This window comes from Cyanobium sp. PCC 7001 (assembly GCF_000155635.1).
Lineage (GTDB): Bacteria > Cyanobacteriota > Cyanobacteriia > PCC-6307 > Cyanobiaceae > NIES-981.
Genome location: NZ_DS990556.1, coordinates 1471637 through 1492105, shown reverse-complemented (window position 1 = coordinate 1492105; position 20469 = coordinate 1471637). Strand labels below are relative to the sequence as shown.

The following is a 20469-nucleotide window of genomic DNA, read 5'->3' as shown; positions in this document are numbered from 1 at the left end:
CGTGCGGCCTGACGGGGCCCACAGCTTATGGCGTGATGCCGCGCCCGAAGGGGCCGCGGCATCCACTCAGGGCAGCTGCACCTCCAGGTCCTCCCAGTGCCGCATCCGGGGAAAGGAGGCATCGAGCGGGGGCTCGCTGCGCCATCCCGCCAGGTACCCCAGGGCCTGGGCAAGCCCGGCCCGGCGGGCCATGAGCAGGTCGCTGTTCGCATCGCCGATCAGCAGGCAGCGCCCGGGCTCGACCCCCAGCTCACGGCAGAGGGCCAGCACCGCGGCGGGATCCGGCTTGCGGGGACTGTGCTCCGCGCTCCAGATCGCCTGGAAATGCCGGCGGATTCCCTGGCTGGCAAGGAACGTCTCGATGCCGGACACGTCATCGTTGCTGATCACGGCGCAGCGCACCGTGGCGTTCGCCAGCCGCTCCACCAGGGCATGGAGGCCTTCGGTGGCTTCGGCGCGGTGGGCGCTGCCCTCGCCCTGCAGATGGTCCGTCGCCAGGAAGGTGGCCTCCGCCAGCTCCAGGGCTTCCGGCCAGCCCAGCCCCAGCTGGGCCAGGGCGGTGGCCGTTGAGATCAGGTTGTGGGCACGGCTGGCCACGGCCGTGGTGCCGGCGGGATCAAGTCCGTCGCCGCGCAGCCCGTAGGCCCGCGTCAGCAGATCACGCAGCTCGGACCCCAGCCGGCCGTGCAGGTCCGCCTGCTGCTGCCGCAACAGCTGATCGCAATGAAAAACCCTGGCGTTGGCCAGGGCGAGGAGGCTGGGCTCGCTGATGGAGAGGGTGCCGTCCTTGTCGAACAGGACGGCGTCCACATCCGCGAGCGGCTCACCCCGAAGCAGGAGCTGGGCCACAGGGGAGGTCAGTCGAGGGTGACACCCATCGGTTCGTTGTCCTCGGCCTGCTCGAGCAGCATCTGCTTGTAGCGGGCGGCCATCTCCTCGGCCTTGTCGAACACCTTCTGGGGATCGGTGAGCATGTCGCCGGGTTCCGGTTCCAGGGCCTTGGTGGAGAGGGAGATCCGGCCGCGCTCCGCATCGAGATCGATGATCATCACCTTCATCTGATCATTCACATTGAGCACCGTGTGGGGGGTCTCGATGTGCTCGTGGCTGATCTCGGAGATGTGCAGCAGGCCGCTGACCCCACCGATGTCGATGAAGGCGCCGTAGGGCTTGATGCCGCGCACGGTGCCGAGCACCACTTCGCCCACCTCGAGGCGGTTCATCTTGCGCTCCACCAGGGCGCGGCGGTGGCTGAGCACCAGCCGGTTGCGCTCCTCGTCCACCTCCAGGAACTTGAGGGGCAGGAAGTCGGCCACCAGCTCCTCCTTGGCCTTGCGGGTGCTGATGTGGCTGCCGGGGATGAAGCCCCGAAGCCCCTCGACCCGCACCAGGGCACCACCGCGGTTGGTGGCGAACACCTCGGAGTAGATGGTGGCGTCCTCCTTCTGCAGCTGACGCACGCGCTCCCAGGCGCGCTGGTATTCGATCCGGCGGATCGAGAGGGTGAGCTGGCCGTCCTCGTTCTCCTCGCTGAGGATGAAGAATTCGCGGATCTCGCCGGGCTCCAGCACGTCGCTGAGCCCTTCCACGCGGTTGATCGACACCTCCTGGAGCGGCATGAAGGCCGCTGTCTTGGCGCCGATGTCGATCATGGCGCCCTTGGATTCCAGGGCGAACACGGTGCCGTTGACGACGTCGCCGGGCTTGAAGTTGTAGTCGTACTTGCTCAGCAGAGCGGCGAACTCATCCAGGGTGAAGCCGACGCCGTCGAGGTCGCGCGTCGCGGCCCGGCTGCTGGGGTCATCGGCCGTCGGTACCTCTTCCGGAATGGCGAGGTCGAGATCGGCTGCCGCTTCAGCGGCCAGGTCGAGATCGGCCTCGGTGCTGCTGATGTCGGAAGGGGTCACGGTCATGGTGGATGGCGGCCTGCCCGGGGCAGTGCGAAGGGGAACGACCAAACCGCCCGCCAGCGGCTTTATCGCGATCCGCCATCGTAACAACGCACCCCGCCCTGATCCGGGGCTGCGCCAGGCTGTGTCAGCCCACGGCCGCCAGGGCCGAAGGCTTGGTGGTGCGGCGGTGCAGCCCCTCCAGGGTGGCGATGAAGTCGCTGATGCCCTGGAACTGGCGGTACACCGAGGCGAAACGCACGTAGGCCACCTCACTCATCTCGGCCAGTTGTTGCAGCACGAGCTCACCGATCTCGGCGCTGCTCACCTCCCGGCCCGTGCGTTGCTGCAGCGCCAGTTCGATCTCGTCCACCACCACCTCGAGGCGGGCCGGTTCGAGCCCGGTCTTCTCGCAGGCGCGCAGCAGGCCGTGGAGGAGCTTGCCGCGGTTGAAGGCCTCACGGGCTCCGCTGCGCTTGATCACCGTGATCGGCACCGTTTCCACCCGCTCGTAGGTGGTGAAGCGGAACTCGCAGTTGAGGCATTCCCGCCGCCGCCGCACACTGCGCCCGGCATCCGCCGCACGGGACTCCAGAACCCGGCTGTCGGTGTGTTGGCAGGAGGGGCATTGCATCCCCGTCGATCCGGGTGGAGTTATGGAAGTTTAAGCAGCCCATCTCCAATTGAGAAGTGGCTGAGAAGTTGGACCGTGCTGCTCCACTCAGCCGTGCCTTTCGGCGTTGCAGGCAAAAAAAAGCCCCCGGAGCAACCGGGGGCAGGAACAACGAGGCGGATGATCCGGCCTTCAGTGGGGCCTTATTTGCCGATCTTCGGAGGATCGCGGAAGGCGATGGCGAAGAACAGGGTGGCCAGGGCCAGCGTGAGGATCAGGATGTAGGCGAAGCTCTCCATGGGGAATCTCCCGGGTCAGCTGAGGGTGGAGCCGGCTGGGGGGACGTATCCCTCCGGCAGACGGCGGGTGGACTTGTCGCCGAGCTTCTGGAACAGACCGAACTCCACCTGCTCGCCCAGATCGGGGTCGATGCCGGCGAACACATCCCGGTACAGGGTGCGGGCGCCGTGCCAGATGTGCCCGAAGAAGAAGAGCAGGGCAAAGGTGGCGTGGCCGAAGGTGAACCAGCCACGCGGGGAGCTGCGGAAGGTGCCGTCGGAGTGGTAAGTCTCGCGGTCGAATTCGAAGGCCTCACCCAGCTGGGCCTTACGGGCGAGACGCTTGACGTCAGCCGGATCGGTGAAGGTCTGGCCGTTCAGGGCACCGCCGTAGACGGTGGCCGTGATGCCGGTCTGCTCGAAGGAGTACTTGGCCTCGGCCCGACGGAAGGGAATGTCAGCGCGGACGATGCCGTTCTGATCCTCGAGGACCACCGGGAAATTCTCGAAGAAGTTGGGGAGACGGCGCACCTCGAGGTCGCGACCCTCCTTGTCAGTGAAGGCGATGTGGCCGATCCAGCCGGTGGGGAGGCCGTCGCCGTTCACCATCGGGCCGACCCGGAAGAGACCGCCCTTGGCCGGGCTGTTGCCCACGTAGTCGAAGAAGGCGAGCTTTTCGGGGATGGAGCTGTAGGCCTGCTCCTTGGTGGCTCCGTTGTCAAGAGCGGTCTGCACCCGGCGGTTGATCTCAGCCTTGAAGTAGCCCTGATCCCACTGGTAGCGGGTGGGGCCGAAGAGTTCCACCGGAGTGGCGGCGGCGCCGTACCACATGGTGCCGGCCACAACGAAGGCGGCGAAGAACACGGCGGCGATCGCCGAGGCCAGCACGGTTTCGATGTTGCCCATCCGCAGGGCCTTGTAGAGGCGCTCGGGAGGACGGGTGGTGATGTGGAAGATGCCGGCGATGATGCCCACGATGCCGGCGGCGATGTGGTGGGCCACGATGCCGCCCGGATTGAAGGGGTTGAAGCCCTCAGGCCCCCAGGACGGCTGCACCGGCTCGAGATGGCCGGTGAGGCCGTAGGGGTCGCTCACCCACATGCCGGGGCCGAACACGCCGGTGAGGTGGAAGGCGCCGAATCCGAAGCAGGCCAGGCCCGCGAGAAGCAGGTGGATGCCGAAGATCTTGGGCAGGTCGAGGGCCGGCTCGCCGGTGCGGGGGTCCTGCCAGATCTCCAGATCCCAGTAGGTCCAGTGCCAGATGGCGGCCAGGAACAGCAGCCCGCTGAGGATGATGTGGGCGGCGGCGACCCCTTCGAAGCTCCAGAAGCCGGGGTCCACGCCGGTTTCACCGGTGATGCTCCAGCCGCCCCAGCTGCCCGTGACCCCCAGACGGGCCATGAAGGGCATCACGAACATGCCCTGGCGCCACATCGGGTTGAGCACCGGGTCGGACGGATCGAAAATCGCGAGCTCGTAGAGCGCCATGGAGCCGGCCCAGCCGGCCACCAGCGCAGTGTGCATGAGGTGCACGGCGAGCAATCGGCCCGGGTCGTTGATCACGACCGTGTGCACCCGATACCAGGGCAATCCCATGGGGGGTAGTTCTGGGGTGGGTTGGGCGATCGTAAGGGCGTGACTGGCATCGTGGCGGTGCAGGTTACGGACCGCAACGGCGCGCCTCAGAATGGTGAGGCGCTGCGTCTGCATCCATGCCGGTGATCCGATTCGTGCGGGAGGACCGCGACGTGGAGTGCTACCCGGGTGAGAACCTGCGGGAGGTGGCCCTGCGGGAAGGCGTGCAGCTCTATGGCCTCAAGGGAACCCTCGGCAACTGCGGCGGGTGCGGCCAGTGCATCACCTGCTTCGTGGAGATCCCGGAGGGCACGCCCGGCCAGGCCCTCAGCGGCCGCACGCCCGTGGAGGATCAGAAGCTGAAGCGAAGGCCGGGCCACTGGCGCCTGGCCTGTCAGGCCCTGGTGCAGCAGTCGTTGGTGGTGCTCACCCGGCCGCAGGTGGGGCTGGCCGACAAGGACACGCGCCTGGTGGCCGCGATGGCCTCCCCCCTGCCGCCCGGGCCCACGCAATGGCCGGCCCCGCCTGTGCCTGCCGCGGACGGGTCGGAGGACGAGGCAGACGCAGACGGTGCGTCGGAGGGCGCGTCAGAGGGCGCCGAGGAGGTTGACAGGGCTCCCGGTGGCGTGGCGCCCGTGACCGAGTCGCCGGATGCCGGCTGAGCGCTACGAGCGGTGAAGGGGCGGAAAAGCTGCCGGAACCCCGGTGATACCCTCCGGACACCTTCAGTTTCGCTATGGAAACCAACGACCTCGGCTTCGTGGCCAGCCTGATGTTCGTTCTGGTTCCAACCGTGTTTCTGCTGGTGCTGTACATCCAGACCAGCAGCCGCCAGAGGGGCTGAATCAGCTCTCAGCGTCCGGCCCCCACGTGCTCCCGGCAGCTTGGCTGAGGGGCACTCCACAGGAGGCCCAGCCAGCTTCCCAGCCAGCTAGGGAGTGCACCTGCGGCTGTTCGGCCTCACCTCCGGCCTTCCGGTTCCCGCACCAGAAGCACCGGTGCCGGAGCGTGGACGCGGATGTAATCGCTTACGGAACTTCCCAGCAGCCGGTCGAGATCCACGAGGGCCTTGGCCACCACGGGGCGGCGGTCCTGCGAGGCAATCACCACCAGATCACTCTTGAGTTCCTCGGCTGCCGCGCACACGGTGCGACCCACATCGCCGGTGCGGTGCACCGGTTGCAGGGTCACCCCCAGGCTGCGCGCCCTCTGCACGGCCCGCTCCAGCACCTCATCCGCCGGTGACTTGCCGCCTCGGGAGGGGGTGATGTCCTGGCGGGTCACGTGGATGCCCGTGAGGGTGCCGCCCGGAATCTCCCGCACCAGTTCACAGGCCAGCCGCAGGGCGTCGTCGCCCACGCCGGTGCCATCCACCGCCACCATCAGCTTGTTGATGTGGCGCACGTAGAGGTCGTCCCGCACCAGCAGCATCGGCCGGGTGGAGAGCTGGAACACGTACTGACTGGCGCTGTTGCTGAGGATGGACTGCAGGCGGCTCAGGCCCCTGGACCCCATCACGATCAGATCGGCGTTGAGTTCCTCCGCCACCTTGAGCACCGTCTGCTTGGTGTCGCCCTGGCGGATGATGGTGTTGATCTCGCTCGGATCGAGCCTGAGGCGCCCGACGGCGGCAGCCACGATGCCGGCCGCTTCCTGCCAGTGCTCCTGAAAGTCCTCGCCGGCCTGCTCGGGCACCACGTGCAACAGGTTCAGGCGGGCCTCACGCACCACGGAGATCTCGCGGAGCATCCGCACCATCTCCTCCACGTGGCCTTTGCCTGAGTCGGCGATCAGAACGTTGCGAAACACGGAACGGCAGCGGGCTATCCGGCAGCCTATGGCGGTTTGTGAGGCCTGAGGCTCCTGGCATGCAGACCGTGATGGAGGAGCCCCGCAGCTGGCTGCTGGAACGTCGTGTCCTGCCGCAGCACACCGACCACGCGGGGGTGATGTGGCATGGGGCCTACGTGGCATGGATGGAGGAAGCCCGGGTGCAGGCCCTGGAAGCCGCAGGGCTGGCCTACAGCGACCTCTCCGCCCGGGGCCTGGAGTTGCCGGTGGTGGGGCTGTCCATCAGCTACCGCCAGGCGCTCTTCCACGGCGATGTGGTGCAGGTGCGCAGCGTGGTGCTGCCCCGCCGGGGGCTCAAGCTGCCCTGGCACAGCCGTTTCGTGGCGCCGGATGGGGCCGTGGCGGCCGAGGCCCAGGTCGATCTGGTGCTGCTCGACGGCTCGGCCGGGCCTGACCGGCGGCGGGTGCTGCGGCGGTTGCCCCCGGATCTCGCGGCGGCGGTGGAGGCCCTGCGCCACGGACCGCCTTAGGATCAGTACAAATGTACTGATCACCATGGGACGGGTGCTGCGCTTGCCGCTGCCAACGCCGCTGCCAACGCCGCTGCCAACGCCGCTGGCCGCTCGGCAGGCAGGGCATGGCGCAGGGGGTGCCCATGGCTGGTCGCGGGTTCGGCGGCGCTGGTGGTTGCTGTGGGCGGCATGTCCAGGGGTGGGATGGGTGCGGCTTCAGGCCATCGAGGCGGGCTTCGGAGATCTGGCCGAGGCCTGGCAGGCCCCGCTGGAGGCCTTCGAGGCCCGGCAGGGGCTGGGAGGTGCCTGGCTGCAGCGCCTGGCCGGCTTCCGCCGGCAGTGGGGCCCCGAACCCTTCGGCGGATCGGCTCCGCCGGCGCTGCTGCGGCGGCTGCTGGCCTCGGAGCGCCGCGTGCTGCTGCCGGGCGATCCCTGCTATCCAGCGGCGATGGCCGGCCTGGAGCGGCCGCCGCTGGCGCTCCGCTGGCAGGGCCATGGGGCCCTCTGGCCGCTGCTGGCCCGCCGCCGGGGGGTGGCGATCGTGGGCACACGCCGGCCTTCGCGCCACGGCGTGGCCGCGGCCGAGGCCCTGGGTGCCGCCCTGGCCCGGGCGGGTTGGCCGGTGGTGAGCGGCCTGGCGGAGGGGATCGACGCGGCGGCCCATCGCGGCTGTCTGGCGGCGGGCGGCGTGCCGGTGGCTGTGCTGGGTACGCCCCTGGAGCGGGTCTATCCCCGCCATCACGGCAGCCTGCAGCGCCAGGTGGGTGAGCGGGGGTTGCTGGTGAGCGAGCAGCCGGCCGGCGCGGCGGTGCGTCCTGGCCATTTCGCCGCCCGCAACCGCCTGCAGGTGGCCCTGGCCCGCGCCGTGGTGGTGGTGGAATGCCCGGAGTCGAGCGGAGCGCTGCATTCGGCCCGGCTGGCCTGGCACAGCCAGCTGCCGCTCTGGGTGGTTCCGGCCGACGCCGGCCGGCTCTCGGCCCGCGGCAGCAACCGGTTGCTGACCCAGGGGGCCTCGGCCCTGCTGGACGCCGATGATCTGATCCGGCAGCTCGGCCCCGGCCCCCGGCCCGTGGCCTCCGCAGCTGGTCGCTCCCGGGGGGCCGCCAGCGAGGCCGATGCCGCCCTGCTCCAAAGCCTGGAGGGAGGTGCCTCCCTGGAGCAGCTCTGCCTGGCCCTGGAGCAACCCGCCGCCCAGGTGGCCACACGCCTGCTGGCCCTGGAGCTGGCTGGCCTGGTGCAGGCGGAACCAGGCCTGTGCTGGCGCCGGCTTTAAGGTCAAATCTGATGGCAGGGGGGCCTGGGCGGATGCAGGGGCCAGCCAATCCGGCGGCAGGAGCTGTCAGCCCCGACCGGGGCGAGACCGCCGCGCACAGCATGAGCGCCGAGGCCCTGCTCACATGGCGGCGCCGCTGCCTGGCGGAGGGCGGCCGGCCCGCCGACTTCGACTGGCTGCTGGACGTCGGCTCCGGTCTGCCCTGGACCCAGCTGCAGCGCCTGCGCCTCGATCCCTCTGCGCCCGTGCGGCTGAACCGGGCGCCCGCCCAGATCGAGCAGCTCTGGCACCGGCACCTCCAGACCGCCGAACCCCTGCAGTATCTGGTGGGTCTGTGCCCCTGGCGTGATGTGGACCTGCAGGTGGGCCCGGGTGTGCTGATCCCCCGCCAGGAGACGGAGCTGCTGGTGGATCTGGCTCTGGAGCTTTGCTCCCGTCCTCCGGCACTCTGGGCCGACCTGGGCACCGGTTCCGGCTGTCTGGCGGTGGCCCTGGCGCGCCTGTGGCCCGAGGCCCAGGGACTGGCAGTGGACCTGAGTGCGGAGGCGCTCAACCAGGCCGGCACCAATCTGCAGGCGTTCGAGCGGGCTGGCCAGGTGCGCTTGCTGCAGGGCAGCTGGTGGGAGCCCCTCAAGCCCTGGAGGGGTTCGGTGCAGCTGGCGCTGGCCAACCCGCCCTACATCCCCACCGCCGTCTGGACCGACCTGGAGCCCGTGGTGCGGGACCACGAACCTCGCCTGGCACTCGAGGCCGGGAGCGACGGCCTGGACGCCATCCGTGCCGTCGTCGCTGGTGCGGCGACAGGACTGGCCCCGGGCGGTCTGCTGCTGCTGGAGCACCACCACGACCAGAGCGAGCGGGTGTCCTGCCTCCTGGCGGCGGCGGGTCTGATCGAGGTGCAGGCCCACCGCGACCTCGAGAATGTCAATCGCTTCGCCTCGGCCCGCAGGCCTCCCTCCAGCACGCCGTGAGCACTGAACACCGCTTCGAGTCCCTGGTCTGCTCCCCGCTCCAGCTGGCGGAGCGGCTGCGCGGTGGTGAGGCTGCCCTGCTCCCCACCGATACCTTGCCCGCGCTGGCCGCCTGTCCGGACCATGCCGACCAGATCTGGACCCTCAAGAGCCGGCCGGCCGAGAAGCCCCTGATCCTGATGGGTGCGGACCTCGAGCAGCTCCTGCCGCTGCTGGGCGGCCCCTGGCGGCAGGAGTGGCTCCACCTGGGCCACCAGGGCTGGCCGGGGGCGCTCACCCTGGTGCTGCCGGCTTCCGGGCCCGTGGCGGCCGCTCTCAATCCCGGACGCGGCAGCCTGGGGCTGCGGATCCCCGCCTGCGAGCAGGCCCGGGCCCTGCTCCGCCTCAGCGGCCCCCTGGCCACCACCAGTGCCAATCCCTCGGGCCGGCCGGCGGCCACCACCGCGGCCGAGGCGGGCGCCTACTTCCCCCGGTTGCCGCTATTGGGCCCTCTGCCTTGGCCAGGGGCCGCCGGAGTGGCCAGCACCGTTCTGGCCTGGTCGGCATCGGGAACCTGGCAGGTGTTGCGGGCCGGCGCTGTGATGCCCCCAGGCATCGCTCCCTGAGGTTTCACCATGGCGGTACTGCTTCTGGCGCTGGCCGTCACGATGGCCCTCTACCACTGGATGGCGACCCCGCTGATCGGGGCCCTCACCCAGGTGTCCCAGGGCGGCTGGCTGCCTCTGCTTCCCCTGCTGGTGCTGATCTGGCTGCTGGCAGGCCGGCGTTGAAGCGGTTTAGGTTTTGCGCCGCTGCCCAGGCCCCAGTTGCGTCGTCGTCTTCGCCTGCTGGCTGTGCTGCTCGCGGTGTCCACCTGGGCGGCCACCCTGCTGGGGCAGATGGGCGCCCCGGCTTCAGCCCAGCAGTCCAGCCCCGAGCTGCGCGGGGTATGGCTCACCGCCAATGACATGCCGGTGCTGCGGGATCGGGAGCAGATGCAGGCCGCCGTGGCCGACCTAGTCGCCCTGCGGTTCAACACGCTCTACCCGGTGGTGTGGAACGGCGGCATGGCGTACTACCCCAGCCAGGTGGTGCAGGATCGCCAGCTGCAGCACTTCACCTACCGCGGGCTCCAGGGGCAGGACGTGATCGGGGAACTGATCGCCGAGGGGCGGCGGCAGGGACTCCTGGTGATCCCCTGGTTCGAGTTCGGCTTCATGGCCCCCAAGGACTCCACCCTGGCCCGGCGCCATCCCGACTGGCTCACCCGCAAACAGGATGGGGGGCTCACCTCGATCAGCGCCGCCGGTGAGGTGGCCTGGCTCAACCCCTTCCGGCCGGAGGTGCAGCAGCTGATCACCGATCTCGTGCTCGAGGTGGTGGGCCGCTACGGCGCCGATGGCATCCAGTTCGATGACCACATGAGCCTGCCCAGGGAGTTCGGTTACGACCCGTTCACCGTGGCGCTCTACCGCCGGGAAACGGGCAAGCCGCCACCGGCCAACCCGGCGGACGGGGCCTGGGTGAAATGGCGGGCGGACAAGATCACGGCATTCATGGACGGTCTCAGCAAGCGGGTCAGGGCCATCCAGCCCCGTGCCGTGATCTCGGTGTCGCCGAACTACTACAACTTCGCCTACAAGCTGCAACTGCAGGACTGGCTGGCCTGGGTGCGCAAAGGGGTGGCCGATGAACTGCTCGTGCAGATCTACCGGCCGGATCTGGCCAGCTATCTGCCCCACCTCTCCAGCTCCGAAGTGCAGGAGGCCCGCCGCAAGATCCCCACGGCCATCGCGATCATGAGCGGCCAACGCAACCGTCCCACGGCCATGCCCCTGCTGGAGGAGAAGGTGAGGGCCAACCGGGGGCAGGGTCTGGGGGTGGCCTTCTTCTACTTCGAGAGTCTGTGGAACCTGGGGCCGGAACCGCCCGAGCAGCGCAAGGCCGCCCTGGGCCGCTGGTTCGCGGCACCGGCGCCGCGCCGCGTTGCGGCAGCGCCCCAGGTCAGCCCGCCTCAACGACCCGCCACGGCCCCTCCCCTGCCGCCACCGCCGCTGCCCGCCCCGGCCCCCGGGGGCTGAGGCTGCCATGGCAGGCAGCCAGGGCAGGGCCGTCGAAGCCACGCCGAAGCCAGCAGCTTGTGTGGCCTTCCGGGTGTGCCGAGCCAGGGAGACCCAGCTCCGTTTGAATGCCGACGGCCGCAGGGGTGGCATGCCCGTGCTCCCTGCGGTGGTCGTGATCTCCTGAATCCATGTCTGCCGCCATCGATGACGCGCCCTGGTTCAAGGTGCTGCTGGTCCTGCGCTGGCCCTGCGCCCTGGTGCTCTCCTCCATCGTGCTGGGGGGCGTGCTGCTCCGGGTACTGAGTCGCCCCATCCCCATCCGCCTGGCCATGCCATTGGACCAGCCCCTGGCCGTGAAGGCCCAGGTGGACGAGCTGGCCAAGCCGATTCATGTGGAACAGCTCAACCGCGCCATCGAGATCTCCGCCAAGGAGCTGCTCACCGTGAAGGGCACCGTGGGGGTCGATGCCTCCAAGCCGATTCCCATCACCGGGCAGCCGCGGGTGGTGGTCACCAGCCCCGTGGAGGTGAAGGCCGGCACACCGCTGCCGGTGCAGGGTTCGGTGGCGGTCAAGGCCGAAGACACCCTGCCCGTGCAGGTGGAGGGTGACGTGAAGGTGGACACTCCGGAGCCGCTGAAGGTGGAGACCGACGTGAAGCTGGACACCTACGACGAACCCGTTCAGATCCAGGTGAAGGAGGGTCTGATGGGGATTTTCTGAGCGCCGCCGCCACTGGGAGCGCTCCCTGCCGATGGCCAGGAGAGAGCCGGCTAACGGATTTGAACCGATGGCCTTCGCTTTACAAAAGCGCTGCTCTACCGCTGAGCTAAGCCGGCTGGTGGTGACTCACCGCGATCGCGTCGTCGACGGGGCCACGGCGACAAACTACTCGGCGGTGAGGGCCCAGATCAGCAGCTGGGTGCGGTTTCGGCAACCGGTCTTGGCCAGCAGGCTGGAGATGTGGCTCTCCACCGTGCGCACGCTCACCACAAGGGCCGTGGCGATGTCGCGGTTGCTGTGACCCCGGCACACCAGACCAAGCACCCGGGCTTCGGCCGGGGTGGCCACCGGTCGTAGGGCCAGGGCGGATGAGGTGGAACCTGGTGAGGAGCTGAGGGGCTGGGCCATGGGGAACCCGGGGAGCCTGGTGGGTGCACCACAGGCTTGCCACAGCCGCTTCAGGGACGCGTGCCGGGGGGTACCGTCGCACCGCCGGAGGCGGACATCCCCGACATCAGGGGGCGTGTGCCCTTGATCGGCAGGTTGGCCACCAGCGCGGTCACCCGATCCTCCGTCTCCAGGCTCACATCCCCCTCCTCGAGGTCGATCTCCACGTAGCGGCTCACCACCTCCAGGATCTCGCGGCGCATCTGCTGGAGCAGCTCGGGGTTGAGGTCACTGCGGTCGTGGGCCAGCACCAGCTGCAGCCGCTGCTTGGCGGTGGTGGCGCTGGCCGGCTCCCGCCCCAGCAACTTGTTGATCAGATCACGCAGCGTCATCGGCTCAGAAGATCTTGGTGTGCATCAGGCGGCCGATCTTGGCCCGCAGCCCCTGGCGTTCCTTGGAGGGATCGATCAGTGGCACCGCTTCACCGCGCAGTCGGCGGGCCACGTTGGTGTAGGCCCGGCTGGCAGGCGACTGCGTGTCGGAGAGGGTGAGGGGCTCGCCGCGGTTGGTGGACACGATCACCTGTTCGTCCTCCAGCACCAGCCCCAGCAGAGGAAGGGCCAGGATGTCCGTCACGTCATCCACGGCCAGCATCTCCTGGTTGGCCATCATCTTGGGCCGCACCCGGTTGAGCACCAGCTGGATCGGTTTCACCCCCTCGGTGTTGAGCAGCCCGATCACCCGGTCGGCATCGCGCACCGCGGACACTTCCGGGGTGGTGACCACGATGGCCTCCCGGGCCGCCGCCATGGCATTGCGGAAGCCCCCCTCGATGCCGGCCGGCGCGTCGATCAGCACGAAGTCGAAGCTGTCCCCCACCATCGCCGCGATCTTGCGCATGTCGTCGGGCTTGAGCCACTCGAGCATGCGGGGATTGCCGGCGGGGAGCAGGGCCAGATTGGGCTCCTGTTTGTGCTTCACCAGGGCCTGCTCCAGCCGGCAGGACTCGGACAGCACGTCCTGGGCGGTGTAGACGATCCGGTTCTCCAGCCCCAGCAGCAGATCGAGGTTGCGCAGACCGAAATCGGCGTCCAGCACCGCGGTTCGCGCCCCCTGCTTGGCCAGGGCGATGCCCAGGTTGGCGGTGAGCGTGGTCTTGCCCACGCCCCCCTTGCCGGAGCAGATCAGGATGTAGCGGGTGGACGCGGCTGGCACGGCACTGGCTGAGGTCGGGGAAGGCTAAGGCCAAATCCCGCTGCGGGCCCGATCCGATCGCCCCGGGTGCGGCAAGGATCAGTCGCTGAGGGGCCAGTGGGGCGGCGCGGGTTCGAGACGGATGGCTCCATCCACCAGGCTGGCCTGCTCCGCCAGCCCCGGCGGCGGTGATCCCTGGGGCCCACGGGCCACGGCAGCGGCGATCCGCAGCTGCAGGGGCCGCAGCTGCAGGGCCACGATCCGGGCCCCACCGTCGCCGCGGCAACCGGCATGGGCCGTGCCCCGCAGCCGGCCCCACACCAGCACGTGGCCGCTGGCGCTCACCCGGGCGCCGGGGTTCACATCCCCCAGCAGCAGCACGGATCCCTCCACCTGCAGATGGTCGCCCGACCGCAGGGTGCCGCGATGCAGGGTCAGGGGCGCTACGGTGACCTCCGCCTCGGTGGCGGGCCAGGCCGGGGCCGGTTCAGGCTCTGGAGATGCCGCCGGCGGAAGCCTGACCTCCAGGCCCAGGGCCGCACCGGCCACCAGCGTGCGCCGGTTGCTGCTCAGCAGGCCCTGCAGGCAGAGGCCGGCCTGAGCGAGCTGCAGGGCCATCGCCTGCAGGTCTCCCACCGGCAGCCACCAGGCGCCGGCATGCAGATCCAGAGCGCCGGCGGCCGGGAGGCTCTGCAGCAGGCTGGCGCTCGCCAGGGCCGCGGCCACCAGTTCGGGGGCGCCCAGGGTTCCCTCGGGGCTGGGCAGCACGAGCCGGTGGGGGGCGCCGCTGCCATCGGAGGGGAGGAGCAGGGCGCTGAGCGGCGGCGCGGTCATCAGGCCTGCAGCAACCGCCGCAACCTAGGGGCCACCTCGCCGGGATGAATCAGCCAGGCCAGCTCCGTGGGCTCGCTGAGGCTGCGCACCAGCGGGGAACGCTGCTCCAGGGCCTGCAACTGCCGGCCATCCCAGAGGCGCAGGCCACCGGCGTAGGGGTGGTAGCCCCGGCTCTGGCGCTGCTCGAGGGCGCAGCAGCCATCGGGGTCGAAACCGGCGGCGCCGGCCAGCTGCCGGGCCTGGGCCAGCAGCTCCAGACGGCGGCTCCGCTCGATGGGGCTCACATCGGTGGCCTTGAGCAGCCGCCGTTCCAGCAGACGGCCGCAGGGCTCGGCCAGCTCGGCGGGGCCGTCCTCCAGCCAGCGCTCGAGGTGATAGCCGGTGCGCAGGTCGTCGTTGGCCAGGTAGGTGCCCAGGTCCAGGCTGTCGGGCTCCCAGAGCCAGCGGGCCATCACCCCATCGGTCCACACGGCCGCGGGGCCCAGTTGCCGCGCCACCGCGATCACCCGTCGCAGCAGCCAGTTGCACACCACATTGAGCCGGTGGTTGTACACGCTGCGGTACATCAGCTGGCGCACCACCAGGTAGTGCTCCACCGCCATCAGGCCGCGGGGGTGCACCGCCAGGCTGCCGTCGGGGGCCAGGGTCAGGGCCGCCAGGATCCGCTGCAGGTCGAGCCGGCCGTAGCTGGTGCCGGTGCTGTAGCTGTCGCGCAGCAGGTAGTCGAGCCGGTCGCAGTCCAGCTGGCTGCTCACCAGGGCCTTGATGGCCGCGCAGCGATGGTGCCCGTGTTCCAGCAGATCGGCCACGGCATCGGCGCTGCCTGGTAGGTGCCGTTCGAGCAGGTCCCGCAGGTCCGGATGCTGCCGCACCAGGCGGCCTGACCAGGCCTCATGGCGCAGGCCGTACATCTCCTCCCCCGAGTGGCTCAGGGGGCCATGGCCCACGTCGTGCAGCAGGGCGGCGGCGTAGAGCACGCCCCGGTGCTCCGCCAGATGGGGATGCTGAGCTTCCAGCTGGGCCAGGGCCAGCCGTGCCAGGTGCAGCACCCCCAGCGAATGGGTGAAGCGGCTGAATTCGGCGCCGTGAAAGGTGAGAAAGGCCGGCCCGAGCTGCCGGATGCGGCGCAGCCGCTGAAACGGCGGTGTGTCGATCAGGTCGATGGCCAGGGCCTCGGCGGGATCCTCCCGGTTCAGCTCGATCGCCCCATGCAGAGGGTCGTGGTAGACGCGGCTGCTCATGGTTCAGGCGCGTTGCGCCCGATCCGCTCCACCAGCAGATCCGAGGCCTCCTGCAGCCAGGCATCGTTGTCGCCGCCGGGGTTGAGCGGCTCGGGCGGCGGCAGGGGATGCTCGGGCTCGATGCCCTGGTTCTGGATGTCCCGCCCGCTCGGGGTCACATACCGGGCCACGGTGATGGCCAGACCGCTGCTGTCGCTCAGGGGCAGCAGGCTCTGGATGAGGCCCTTGCCGAAGGTGCGGCTGCCCGCCAGCTCGCTGCGGCCGTTGTCCTGCAGGGCGCCGGCAAGGATCTCGCTGGCGCTGGCCGTGCCGCCATTCACCAGCGTCAGCATCGGACCGTCGTAGAGCTGGCCGGCACCCGCCTGCACGGGCGAGCTGAGGCCATCGCGGTCCTGGGTCTCCACGATCGGCTGGCGGTCGAGCAGCTGGTCGGCCACCGCCAGTCCGGCGCTCACCAGGCCTCCGGAGTTGTTGCGCAGATCGAGCAGCAGGCCTTCGATCCCCTGATCCACCAGATCCGTGAGGGCCTGGTGCACCTGCTCCGGCACGGGCTCGGCGAACTGGGTGATCCGCAGGTAGCCCACGGTGTGGCCCTCGAGTCGCAGCCGCCGGCTGCGCACCGGCCGCAGGTTCACCTGCCTGCGCTCCAGCACCACCTCCTCGGGCTGGCCGGAGCGGGCCACGGTCACCAGCACCTGGCTGCCGGTGCTGCCCCTGAGGGCAGCGGCCGTGCCCTCCAGGCCCAGGGCCGGGGTGGGCTGGCCGTCCACCGCCAGCAGTTCGGTGCCGCTGGTCAGCCCGGCTTCCGCGGCAGGGGAGTCGTCCAGCGGGGCGATCACCACCACGCGCTGGTCCCCGTCGCGCAGGCCGATCTGCAGGCCCACCCCGGTGACGCTGCCCTGGGTGCTGGAGCGCAGATTGTTGTAGTCATCGGGCCGCAGCAGCCGGGTGTAGGGGTCGCCGATCGGCGCGAGCATGGCCTCGATGGCCATGTAGGCGTCGTCGGAGCTGGAGATCGGCCGTTCCAGGGCCTTCTGCCGGAGCCGCCGCCAGTGCACGGCCTCGAAGCGCTGGGGATCCACATAGCTCTGGTTCACCAGCCGCCACGCCTCCACCACCAGCTGCTGCGCATCGCTCAGGGCCAGAGCCGGGCCGGCCGCCAGCAGCAGCACCAGCCCCAGGATCAGGACAGCCCTCAGGGTCCTGGGGACCCTGCTCCCGGGGGCCGCACTGGGGAACGGGGATGGCCGGAACCACGGGCGTTCAGTGCTCACGGTGCCTTCGAGGTGGTGCGTAGACTCTCGCAACCAAACCTCCCAGCTGCATGGCGAACACTCCTGCTGGAAAGTCGTCCCCGGTCTACGACTGGTTCCAGGAGCGCCTCGAGATCCAGGCCATTGCCGACGACATCTCGGCCAAGTACGTCCCTCCCCACGTCAACATCTTTTATTGCCTGGGCGGGATCACCCTGGTGTGCTTCCTCATCCAGTTCGCGACGGGCTTCGCGATGACGTTCTATTACAAGCCCACCGTGGCCGAGGCCTACGCCTCGGTGCAGTACCTGATGACCGACGTCAGTTTCGGCTGGCTGATCCGCTCGGTGCACCGCTGGAGCGCCTCGATGATGGTGCTGATGCTGATCCTGCACGTGTTCCGCGTGTACCTCACCGGCGGCTTCAAGCGGCCCCGTGAGCTCACCTGGGTCACCGGTGTCACCATGGCCGTCATCACCGTGTCCTTCGGCGTTACCGGCTACTCCCTTCCCTGGGACCAGGTGGGCTACTGGGCCGTGAAGATCGTGAGCGGTGTTCCTGCTGCCGTGCCCGTGGTGGGTGACTTCATGGTGGAACTGCTGCGCGGCGGCGAGTCCGTCGGCCAGGCCACCCTCACGCGCTTCTACAGCCTCCACACCTTCGTGATGCCCTGGCTGCTGGCCGTGTTCATGCTCATGCACTTCCTGATGATCCGGAAGCAGGGCATCTCCGGCCCGTTGTGACTGTTCGAGACAGTCAGTCCCGCCCGCCTCGGCGGTCTCCCTAGCCTTCCTCTCACGATCAGCGTTCACGGCACCCGGCCATCGCCATGCACATCCTCAAGAAGCCTGACCTCACCGATCCGGCCCTTCGCGCCAAGCTGGCCAAGGGCATGGGCCACAACTATTACGGCGAGCCCGCCTGGCCCAACGACCTGCTCTACATGTTCCCGGTGGTAATCCTGGGCACCATCGGCTGCATCGTCGGCCTGGCCGTTCTGGATCCGGCCATGCTGGGTGACAAGGCGGATCCCTTCGCCACCCCGCTGGAGATCCTTCCCGAGTGGTACCTCTATCCGGTGTTCCAGATCCTCCGGGTGGTTCCCAACAAGCTGCTGGGCATCGCTCTGCAGACCATGATTCCTCTGGGTCTGATGCTGGTTCCCTTCATCGAGAGCTTCAACAAGTTCCAGAACCCCTTCCGCCGTCCCGTGGCCATGGCCGTGTTCCTGTTCGGAACCGTGTTCACCATTTACCTGGGAATCGGCGCCGCGCTGCCGATCGACAAGTCGCTCACCCTGGGCCTGTTCTGATCCGGGCTCCAGCGCCACTCAGCTCTGCCTTTTCACGCCGCGGCCCTGGTCGCGGCTTTTTGTTGGCTTGCCGTTCGCCTCGTTGCCAGGGCCGCTTCGTCAGGAGTGGAGCAGCCCGGAGGAGGGATCGTGATCGAGATCCAGCAGGCTCACGTCCTCCGGTTTCATCCGCAGCAGGTGGTGCAGCAGCAGGAAGCCCACGATGGTCCAGGTCTGGTAGGTGCGGGCCTGCTGCCCCACCCAGGTGCCGGTGGGACCATCGAAGTACTCGGCCCACTGCTGCCGCGGCAGCTGGTTGAGCTGGCTCCAGTAGCACTCCTCCAGCATGGCCTTCATCTGCCCCATCAGCAGCACGTCCGCCTGGGGGTGACACTGTTCGTGCAGCAGAATGGCTCCACCGAGGAACCAGAGCAGGCTCGGCCAGTGGCCGCCGTTGTGGTAGCTCCAGGGCCAGTTCTTGGGGTCGGATCCCGTCTTGTTGCGCCACTCATCGGCTTCCATCGGCGGGTGGCAGATCCGCATGGGCATCTGGGCCATCAGATCGCCCCGGTTGTGGAGCACCAGGCGGAACAGGGCCCGCTGCTGCGGCGCGGTGAGCAGCCCGAACAGGCAGGCCAGGGAGTTGCCGAGGCTGTAAAAGCGGAAATCCGGCCGGCCGGTGCGGATGTTGCCGATCAGGTAGCCGCCGCGGTTCTCGAGCCAGTCCTGCAGCCAGGGGGGGATCACCTGGGGCTGCACGTTGAATTCGTTCTCGTGCTGGTGATCGCCGTATTGCTCCGTGGGCCGCCGGCGCAGCACCTGCATCGTCTTGCTGGTCACCCAGTAGTGCTTCAGCAGAAAGGAACGCAGGTCGTGGAGCCACTGCCGCGTCAGCACCAGCCGCTGATCCAGCAGCCGGCTCATGGAGCTGGTCTTGGCGATCTCCATCAGGTTGCAGCAGCTGCGCAGGCACCCGAACAACAGCACCTCCACCTCCAGCGGGGCTCCCCACACGTCCATGGGGCGGTCAATCATGAAGGCGCAATCCGGCACGAACAGCACCGGCGTGCCCTCGAAGGTGGGGTGGAGCACCAGATCCAGCAGCAGCTGCACACCGCGCTGCACCCGCTGGCTGGTGGCGAAATCCACGTCTTTGCTGCGCTTCACGTAGAGCCAGCAGAGCACCGGCCACCAGAGGCTGGCGTCCACCGAGGTGATGCGGCCGATGGAGCGCTGCCCGTAGTCGGCCACGATCTGGCCCTCCTCCTCCACGAAGCTGGTGGGGAAGACGCCCCGGGTCTGGTACTTGGTGCTCTGCAGATCCAGGCACACGCTCAGGAAGTTGCGCACGATCTCGTAGCGCCCCTGCAGGAGCAGGTAGAGCATCACCGGCACGTTGTCGCGCAGGAACACCTCGCCGTAATTGGCCTCGTCATGCTTCCGGGGGTGCTCCAGCGCCGCCACGGAGCCCACGAGTTCGCCCCGCACCCGCACCAGGGTGCGCTCGAAGTGCTCGCGAGCCCTGACCACCACGGCTTCTTCGCGGGAACTGGGCCGGACGCGCAGGCGCTCCTGGCTGAATGGAGTGGGCATCCGGGTTGGGGAGAGGGCCGCAGGGGCCGGTTTCTCGACCCTAAGCAGGGTGCTGGGATTGGTCAGTGGTCAGGGCCAGCTTGCCGGATGCCCTGCCACCTCTTGGTTTTCAGGGGAACAGCGACCACCCAGGAAGGATGCGCCTCTGCAGGTGCTACGCTTTTGGACTGCGCCCCTGAAGGGGGTTAGCAGGGCTTACGGAGGGAGCGAAGGCCGCGAGGCTGTGAGCTGCCGGTGATGTAAGTTTTCTGGGTCGCCTGAGAAGGCGGCGTCCACCGAGAGCTCCGGGGAACTGGGGTGGAGGTGGAGGAACCTGGACAACCGAAACGTTTAGGAACTGACGCTTCCACTGCGTCATGGGTTCTTGAGGGTCTGGAGAGCGTGCGTGCTGCCTGAGAGGGCGGTGTGGGTGCTGGAGAGATCTGAGGGGATGGATGACGAACGAGCAGTGGGGGTGTGAGGTCCCGTCAAAAGAACACAGCGACTGGCGCTGACAGGCGAGTGGACGAGAGCTTTATCACGGAGCGCTTGTGCATGGAAAGAGTCTGTTGGAGCCGGAAGCGAACCGGATCTGAGATCTGGGAAAGTCACGGGACGCCAGAGGATGAGGACGGGACTTGAGGATGAGAATTTTTCAGGTTGCGTGTTGATCGGCTGGTGGGTCGTGCACTCTTTGAAACCATTGTGAAGACAATGGGGCCACGACTGAAGCGGTGTTGCGATGCTTATTGGAGTGTGGCAGCGCTGAGTTTGGGAGTGAGCAAGCCGAGTTGAGGGCCAGCGGAAGGAATTTTGCTGGTTCGAGAGGACCGGACTACAACGGAGAGTTTGATCCTGGCTCAGGATGAACGCTGGCGGCGTGCTTAACACATGCAAGTCGAACGCACCTTCGGGTGAGTGGCGGACGGGTGAGTAACGCGTGAGAATCTGCCCCAAGGAGGGGGATAACGGCTGGAAACGGCCGCTAATACCCCATATGCCGAGAGGTGAAACGAGTATTCGCCTTGGGA

At 68.7% G+C, this 20469-nt stretch carries 24 protein-coding genes and 1 tRNA gene; 11 read left to right on the top strand and 14 right to left on the bottom strand.

Features of this window, described 5'->3' with window-relative positions; all coding sequences use genetic code 11:
* Window positions 1-66: 66 nt before the first annotated feature.
* The 5 genes from CPCC7001_RS07395 to psbB form a co-directional block, all read right to left on the bottom strand.
* Complete coding sequence (locus CPCC7001_RS07395) at window positions 67-849, bottom strand: HAD family hydrolase (RefSeq protein WP_006910985.1); 783 nt, start codon at window positions 847-849, stop codon at window positions 67-69.
* 8 nt (window positions 850-857) lie between these two features.
* Window positions 858-1913 carry a 30S ribosomal protein S1 gene (locus tag CPCC7001_RS07390; protein ID WP_006911328.1) on the bottom strand — a complete coding sequence of 352 codons (1056 nt, stop codon included), beginning with the start codon at window positions 1911-1913 and terminating at the stop codon, window positions 858-860.
* A gap of 124 nt (window positions 1914-2037) precedes the next feature.
* Window positions 2038-2523, bottom strand: a complete 486-nt coding sequence (nrdR, locus tag CPCC7001_RS07385; RefSeq protein WP_043368772.1) for a transcriptional regulator NrdR — start codon at window positions 2521-2523, stop codon at window positions 2038-2040.
* 182 nt (window positions 2524-2705) lie between these two features.
* Window positions 2706-2801, bottom strand: a complete 96-nt coding sequence (locus tag CPCC7001_RS07380; RefSeq protein ID WP_043368769.1) for a photosystem II reaction center protein T — start codon at window positions 2799-2801, stop codon at window positions 2706-2708.
* 15 nt (window positions 2802-2816) lie between these two features.
* Window positions 2817-4376, bottom strand: coding sequence for a photosystem II chlorophyll-binding protein CP47 (gene psbB / locus CPCC7001_RS07375; RefSeq protein WP_043368767.1), 1560 nt, complete (start codon window positions 4374-4376; stop codon window positions 2817-2819).
* 116 nt (window positions 4377-4492) lie between these two features.
* On the opposite strand from psbB, the gene CPCC7001_RS07370 reads away from it, so the two are divergent.
* Together CPCC7001_RS07370 and psbM are read left to right on the top strand one after the other, a co-directional pair.
* Window positions 4493-5017, top strand: a complete 525-nt coding sequence (locus CPCC7001_RS07370; RefSeq protein ID WP_006909679.1) for a 2Fe-2S iron-sulfur cluster-binding protein — start codon at window positions 4493-4495, stop codon at window positions 5015-5017.
* Window positions 5018-5091: 74 nt separating this feature from the next.
* Window positions 5092-5199, top strand: coding sequence for a photosystem II reaction center protein PsbM (gene psbM / locus CPCC7001_RS07365; RefSeq protein WP_043368765.1), 108 nt, complete (start codon window positions 5092-5094; stop codon window positions 5197-5199).
* Window positions 5200-5315: 116 nt separating this feature from the next.
* Here psbM and CPCC7001_RS07360 read toward each other — a convergent pair whose 3' ends face one another.
* Window positions 5316-6164, bottom strand: a complete 849-nt coding sequence (locus CPCC7001_RS07360; RefSeq protein WP_006909440.1) for a universal stress protein — start codon at window positions 6162-6164, stop codon at window positions 5316-5318.
* A gap of 59 nt (window positions 6165-6223) precedes the next feature.
* Between CPCC7001_RS07360 and CPCC7001_RS07355 the strand changes: the two genes are divergently transcribed.
* From CPCC7001_RS07355 to CPCC7001_RS07330, 7 genes are all read left to right on the top strand, one after another.
* Complete coding sequence (locus CPCC7001_RS07355; RefSeq protein WP_006910902.1) at window positions 6224-6676, top strand: acyl-CoA thioesterase; 453 nt, start codon at window positions 6224-6226, stop codon at window positions 6674-6676.
* A 190-nt stretch (window positions 6677-6866) separates the two neighbouring features.
* A complete protein-coding gene (locus tag CPCC7001_RS07350; protein ID WP_006909902.1) occupies window positions 6867-7931 on the top strand; it encodes a DNA-processing protein DprA in 1065 nt (354 codons plus the stop codon).
* 101 nt (window positions 7932-8032) lie between these two features.
* A complete protein-coding gene (gene prmC / locus CPCC7001_RS07345; RefSeq protein WP_006910401.1) occupies window positions 8033-8902 on the top strand; it encodes a peptide chain release factor N(5)-glutamine methyltransferase in 870 nt (289 codons plus the stop codon).
* Entirely contained in the window at window positions 8899-9507 is a 609-nt protein-coding gene (locus tag CPCC7001_RS07340; RefSeq protein ID WP_006909285.1) for an L-threonylcarbamoyladenylate synthase, read from the top strand. Before prmC ends, CPCC7001_RS07340 begins: the two co-directional genes overlap by 4 nt.
* A 9-nt stretch (window positions 9508-9516) precedes the next feature.
* Entirely contained in the window at window positions 9517-9672 is a 156-nt protein-coding gene (locus CPCC7001_RS15145; RefSeq protein WP_006910144.1) for a hypothetical protein, read from the top strand.
* Window positions 9673-9708: 36 nt separating this feature from the next.
* Entirely contained in the window at window positions 9709-10962 is a 1254-nt protein-coding gene (locus CPCC7001_RS07335) for a family 10 glycosylhydrolase (RefSeq protein WP_071778290.1), read from the top strand.
* 170 nt (window positions 10963-11132) lie between these two features.
* The gene (locus tag CPCC7001_RS07330; RefSeq protein ID WP_006909240.1) at window positions 11133-11666 is read left to right on the top strand and encodes a hypothetical protein; all 534 of its coding nucleotides are present in this window, start codon (window positions 11133-11135) and stop codon (window positions 11664-11666) included.
* 44 nt (window positions 11667-11710) lie between these two features.
* Here the strand turns inward: CPCC7001_RS07330 and CPCC7001_RS07325 are convergent.
* The 7 genes from CPCC7001_RS07325 to ctpZ all read right to left on the bottom strand — a co-directional run bounded on the left by CPCC7001_RS07325 (window position 11711) and on the right by ctpZ (window position 16521).
* Window positions 11711-11782 (bottom strand) — tRNA-Thr (locus CPCC7001_RS07325).
* Between the two features lie 49 nt (window positions 11783-11831).
* Complete coding sequence (locus tag CPCC7001_RS07320) at window positions 11832-12074, bottom strand: response regulator transcription factor (protein ID WP_006909994.1); 243 nt, start codon at window positions 12072-12074, stop codon at window positions 11832-11834.
* Between the two features lie 50 nt (window positions 12075-12124).
* Window positions 12125-12445, bottom strand: a complete 321-nt coding sequence (minE, locus tag CPCC7001_RS07315; protein ID WP_006910275.1) for a cell division topological specificity factor MinE — start codon at window positions 12443-12445, stop codon at window positions 12125-12127.
* Between the two features lie 4 nt (window positions 12446-12449).
* On the bottom strand, window positions 12450-13268 hold the full coding sequence (gene minD / locus CPCC7001_RS07310; RefSeq protein WP_006910901.1) for a septum site-determining protein MinD: 819 nt from the start codon (window positions 13266-13268) through the stop codon (window positions 12450-12452).
* Between the two features lie 78 nt (window positions 13269-13346).
* Window positions 13347-14081 carry a septum site-determining protein MinC gene (gene minC / locus CPCC7001_RS07305; protein WP_006909740.1) on the bottom strand — a complete coding sequence of 245 codons (735 nt, stop codon included), beginning with the start codon at window positions 14079-14081 and terminating at the stop codon, window positions 13347-13349.
* Window positions 14081-15322 (bottom strand): HD domain-containing protein, encoded by a 1242-nt coding sequence (locus tag CPCC7001_RS07300; protein WP_006909637.1) that lies wholly within the window; start codon window positions 15320-15322, stop codon window positions 14081-14083. Before CPCC7001_RS07300 ends, minC begins: the two co-directional genes overlap by 1 nt.
* Entirely contained in the window at window positions 15319-16521 is a 1203-nt protein-coding gene (ctpZ, locus tag CPCC7001_RS07295; RefSeq protein WP_043369724.1) for a carboxyl-terminal processing protease CtpZ, read from the bottom strand. Before ctpZ ends, CPCC7001_RS07300 begins: the two co-directional genes overlap by 4 nt.
* A gap of 125 nt (window positions 16522-16646) precedes the next feature.
* Between ctpZ and petB the strand changes: the two genes are divergently transcribed.
* On the top strand, window positions 16647-17318 hold the full coding sequence (petB, locus tag CPCC7001_RS07290) for a cytochrome b6 (RefSeq protein ID WP_006909213.1): 672 nt from the start codon (window positions 16647-16649) through the stop codon (window positions 17316-17318).
* Window positions 17319-17404: 86 nt separating this feature from the next.
* Complete coding sequence (gene petD, locus CPCC7001_RS07285) at window positions 17405-17887, top strand: cytochrome b6-f complex subunit IV (RefSeq protein ID WP_006911783.1); 483 nt, start codon at window positions 17405-17407, stop codon at window positions 17885-17887.
* A 99-nt stretch (window positions 17888-17986) separates the two neighbouring features.
* On the opposite strand, the gene CPCC7001_RS07280 is transcribed toward petD, so the two are convergent.
* On the bottom strand, window positions 17987-19459 hold the full coding sequence (locus CPCC7001_RS07280) for a glycoside hydrolase 100 family protein (protein ID WP_043368762.1): 1473 nt from the start codon (window positions 19457-19459) through the stop codon (window positions 17987-17989).
* Window positions 19460-20469: the final 1010 nt, after the last annotated feature.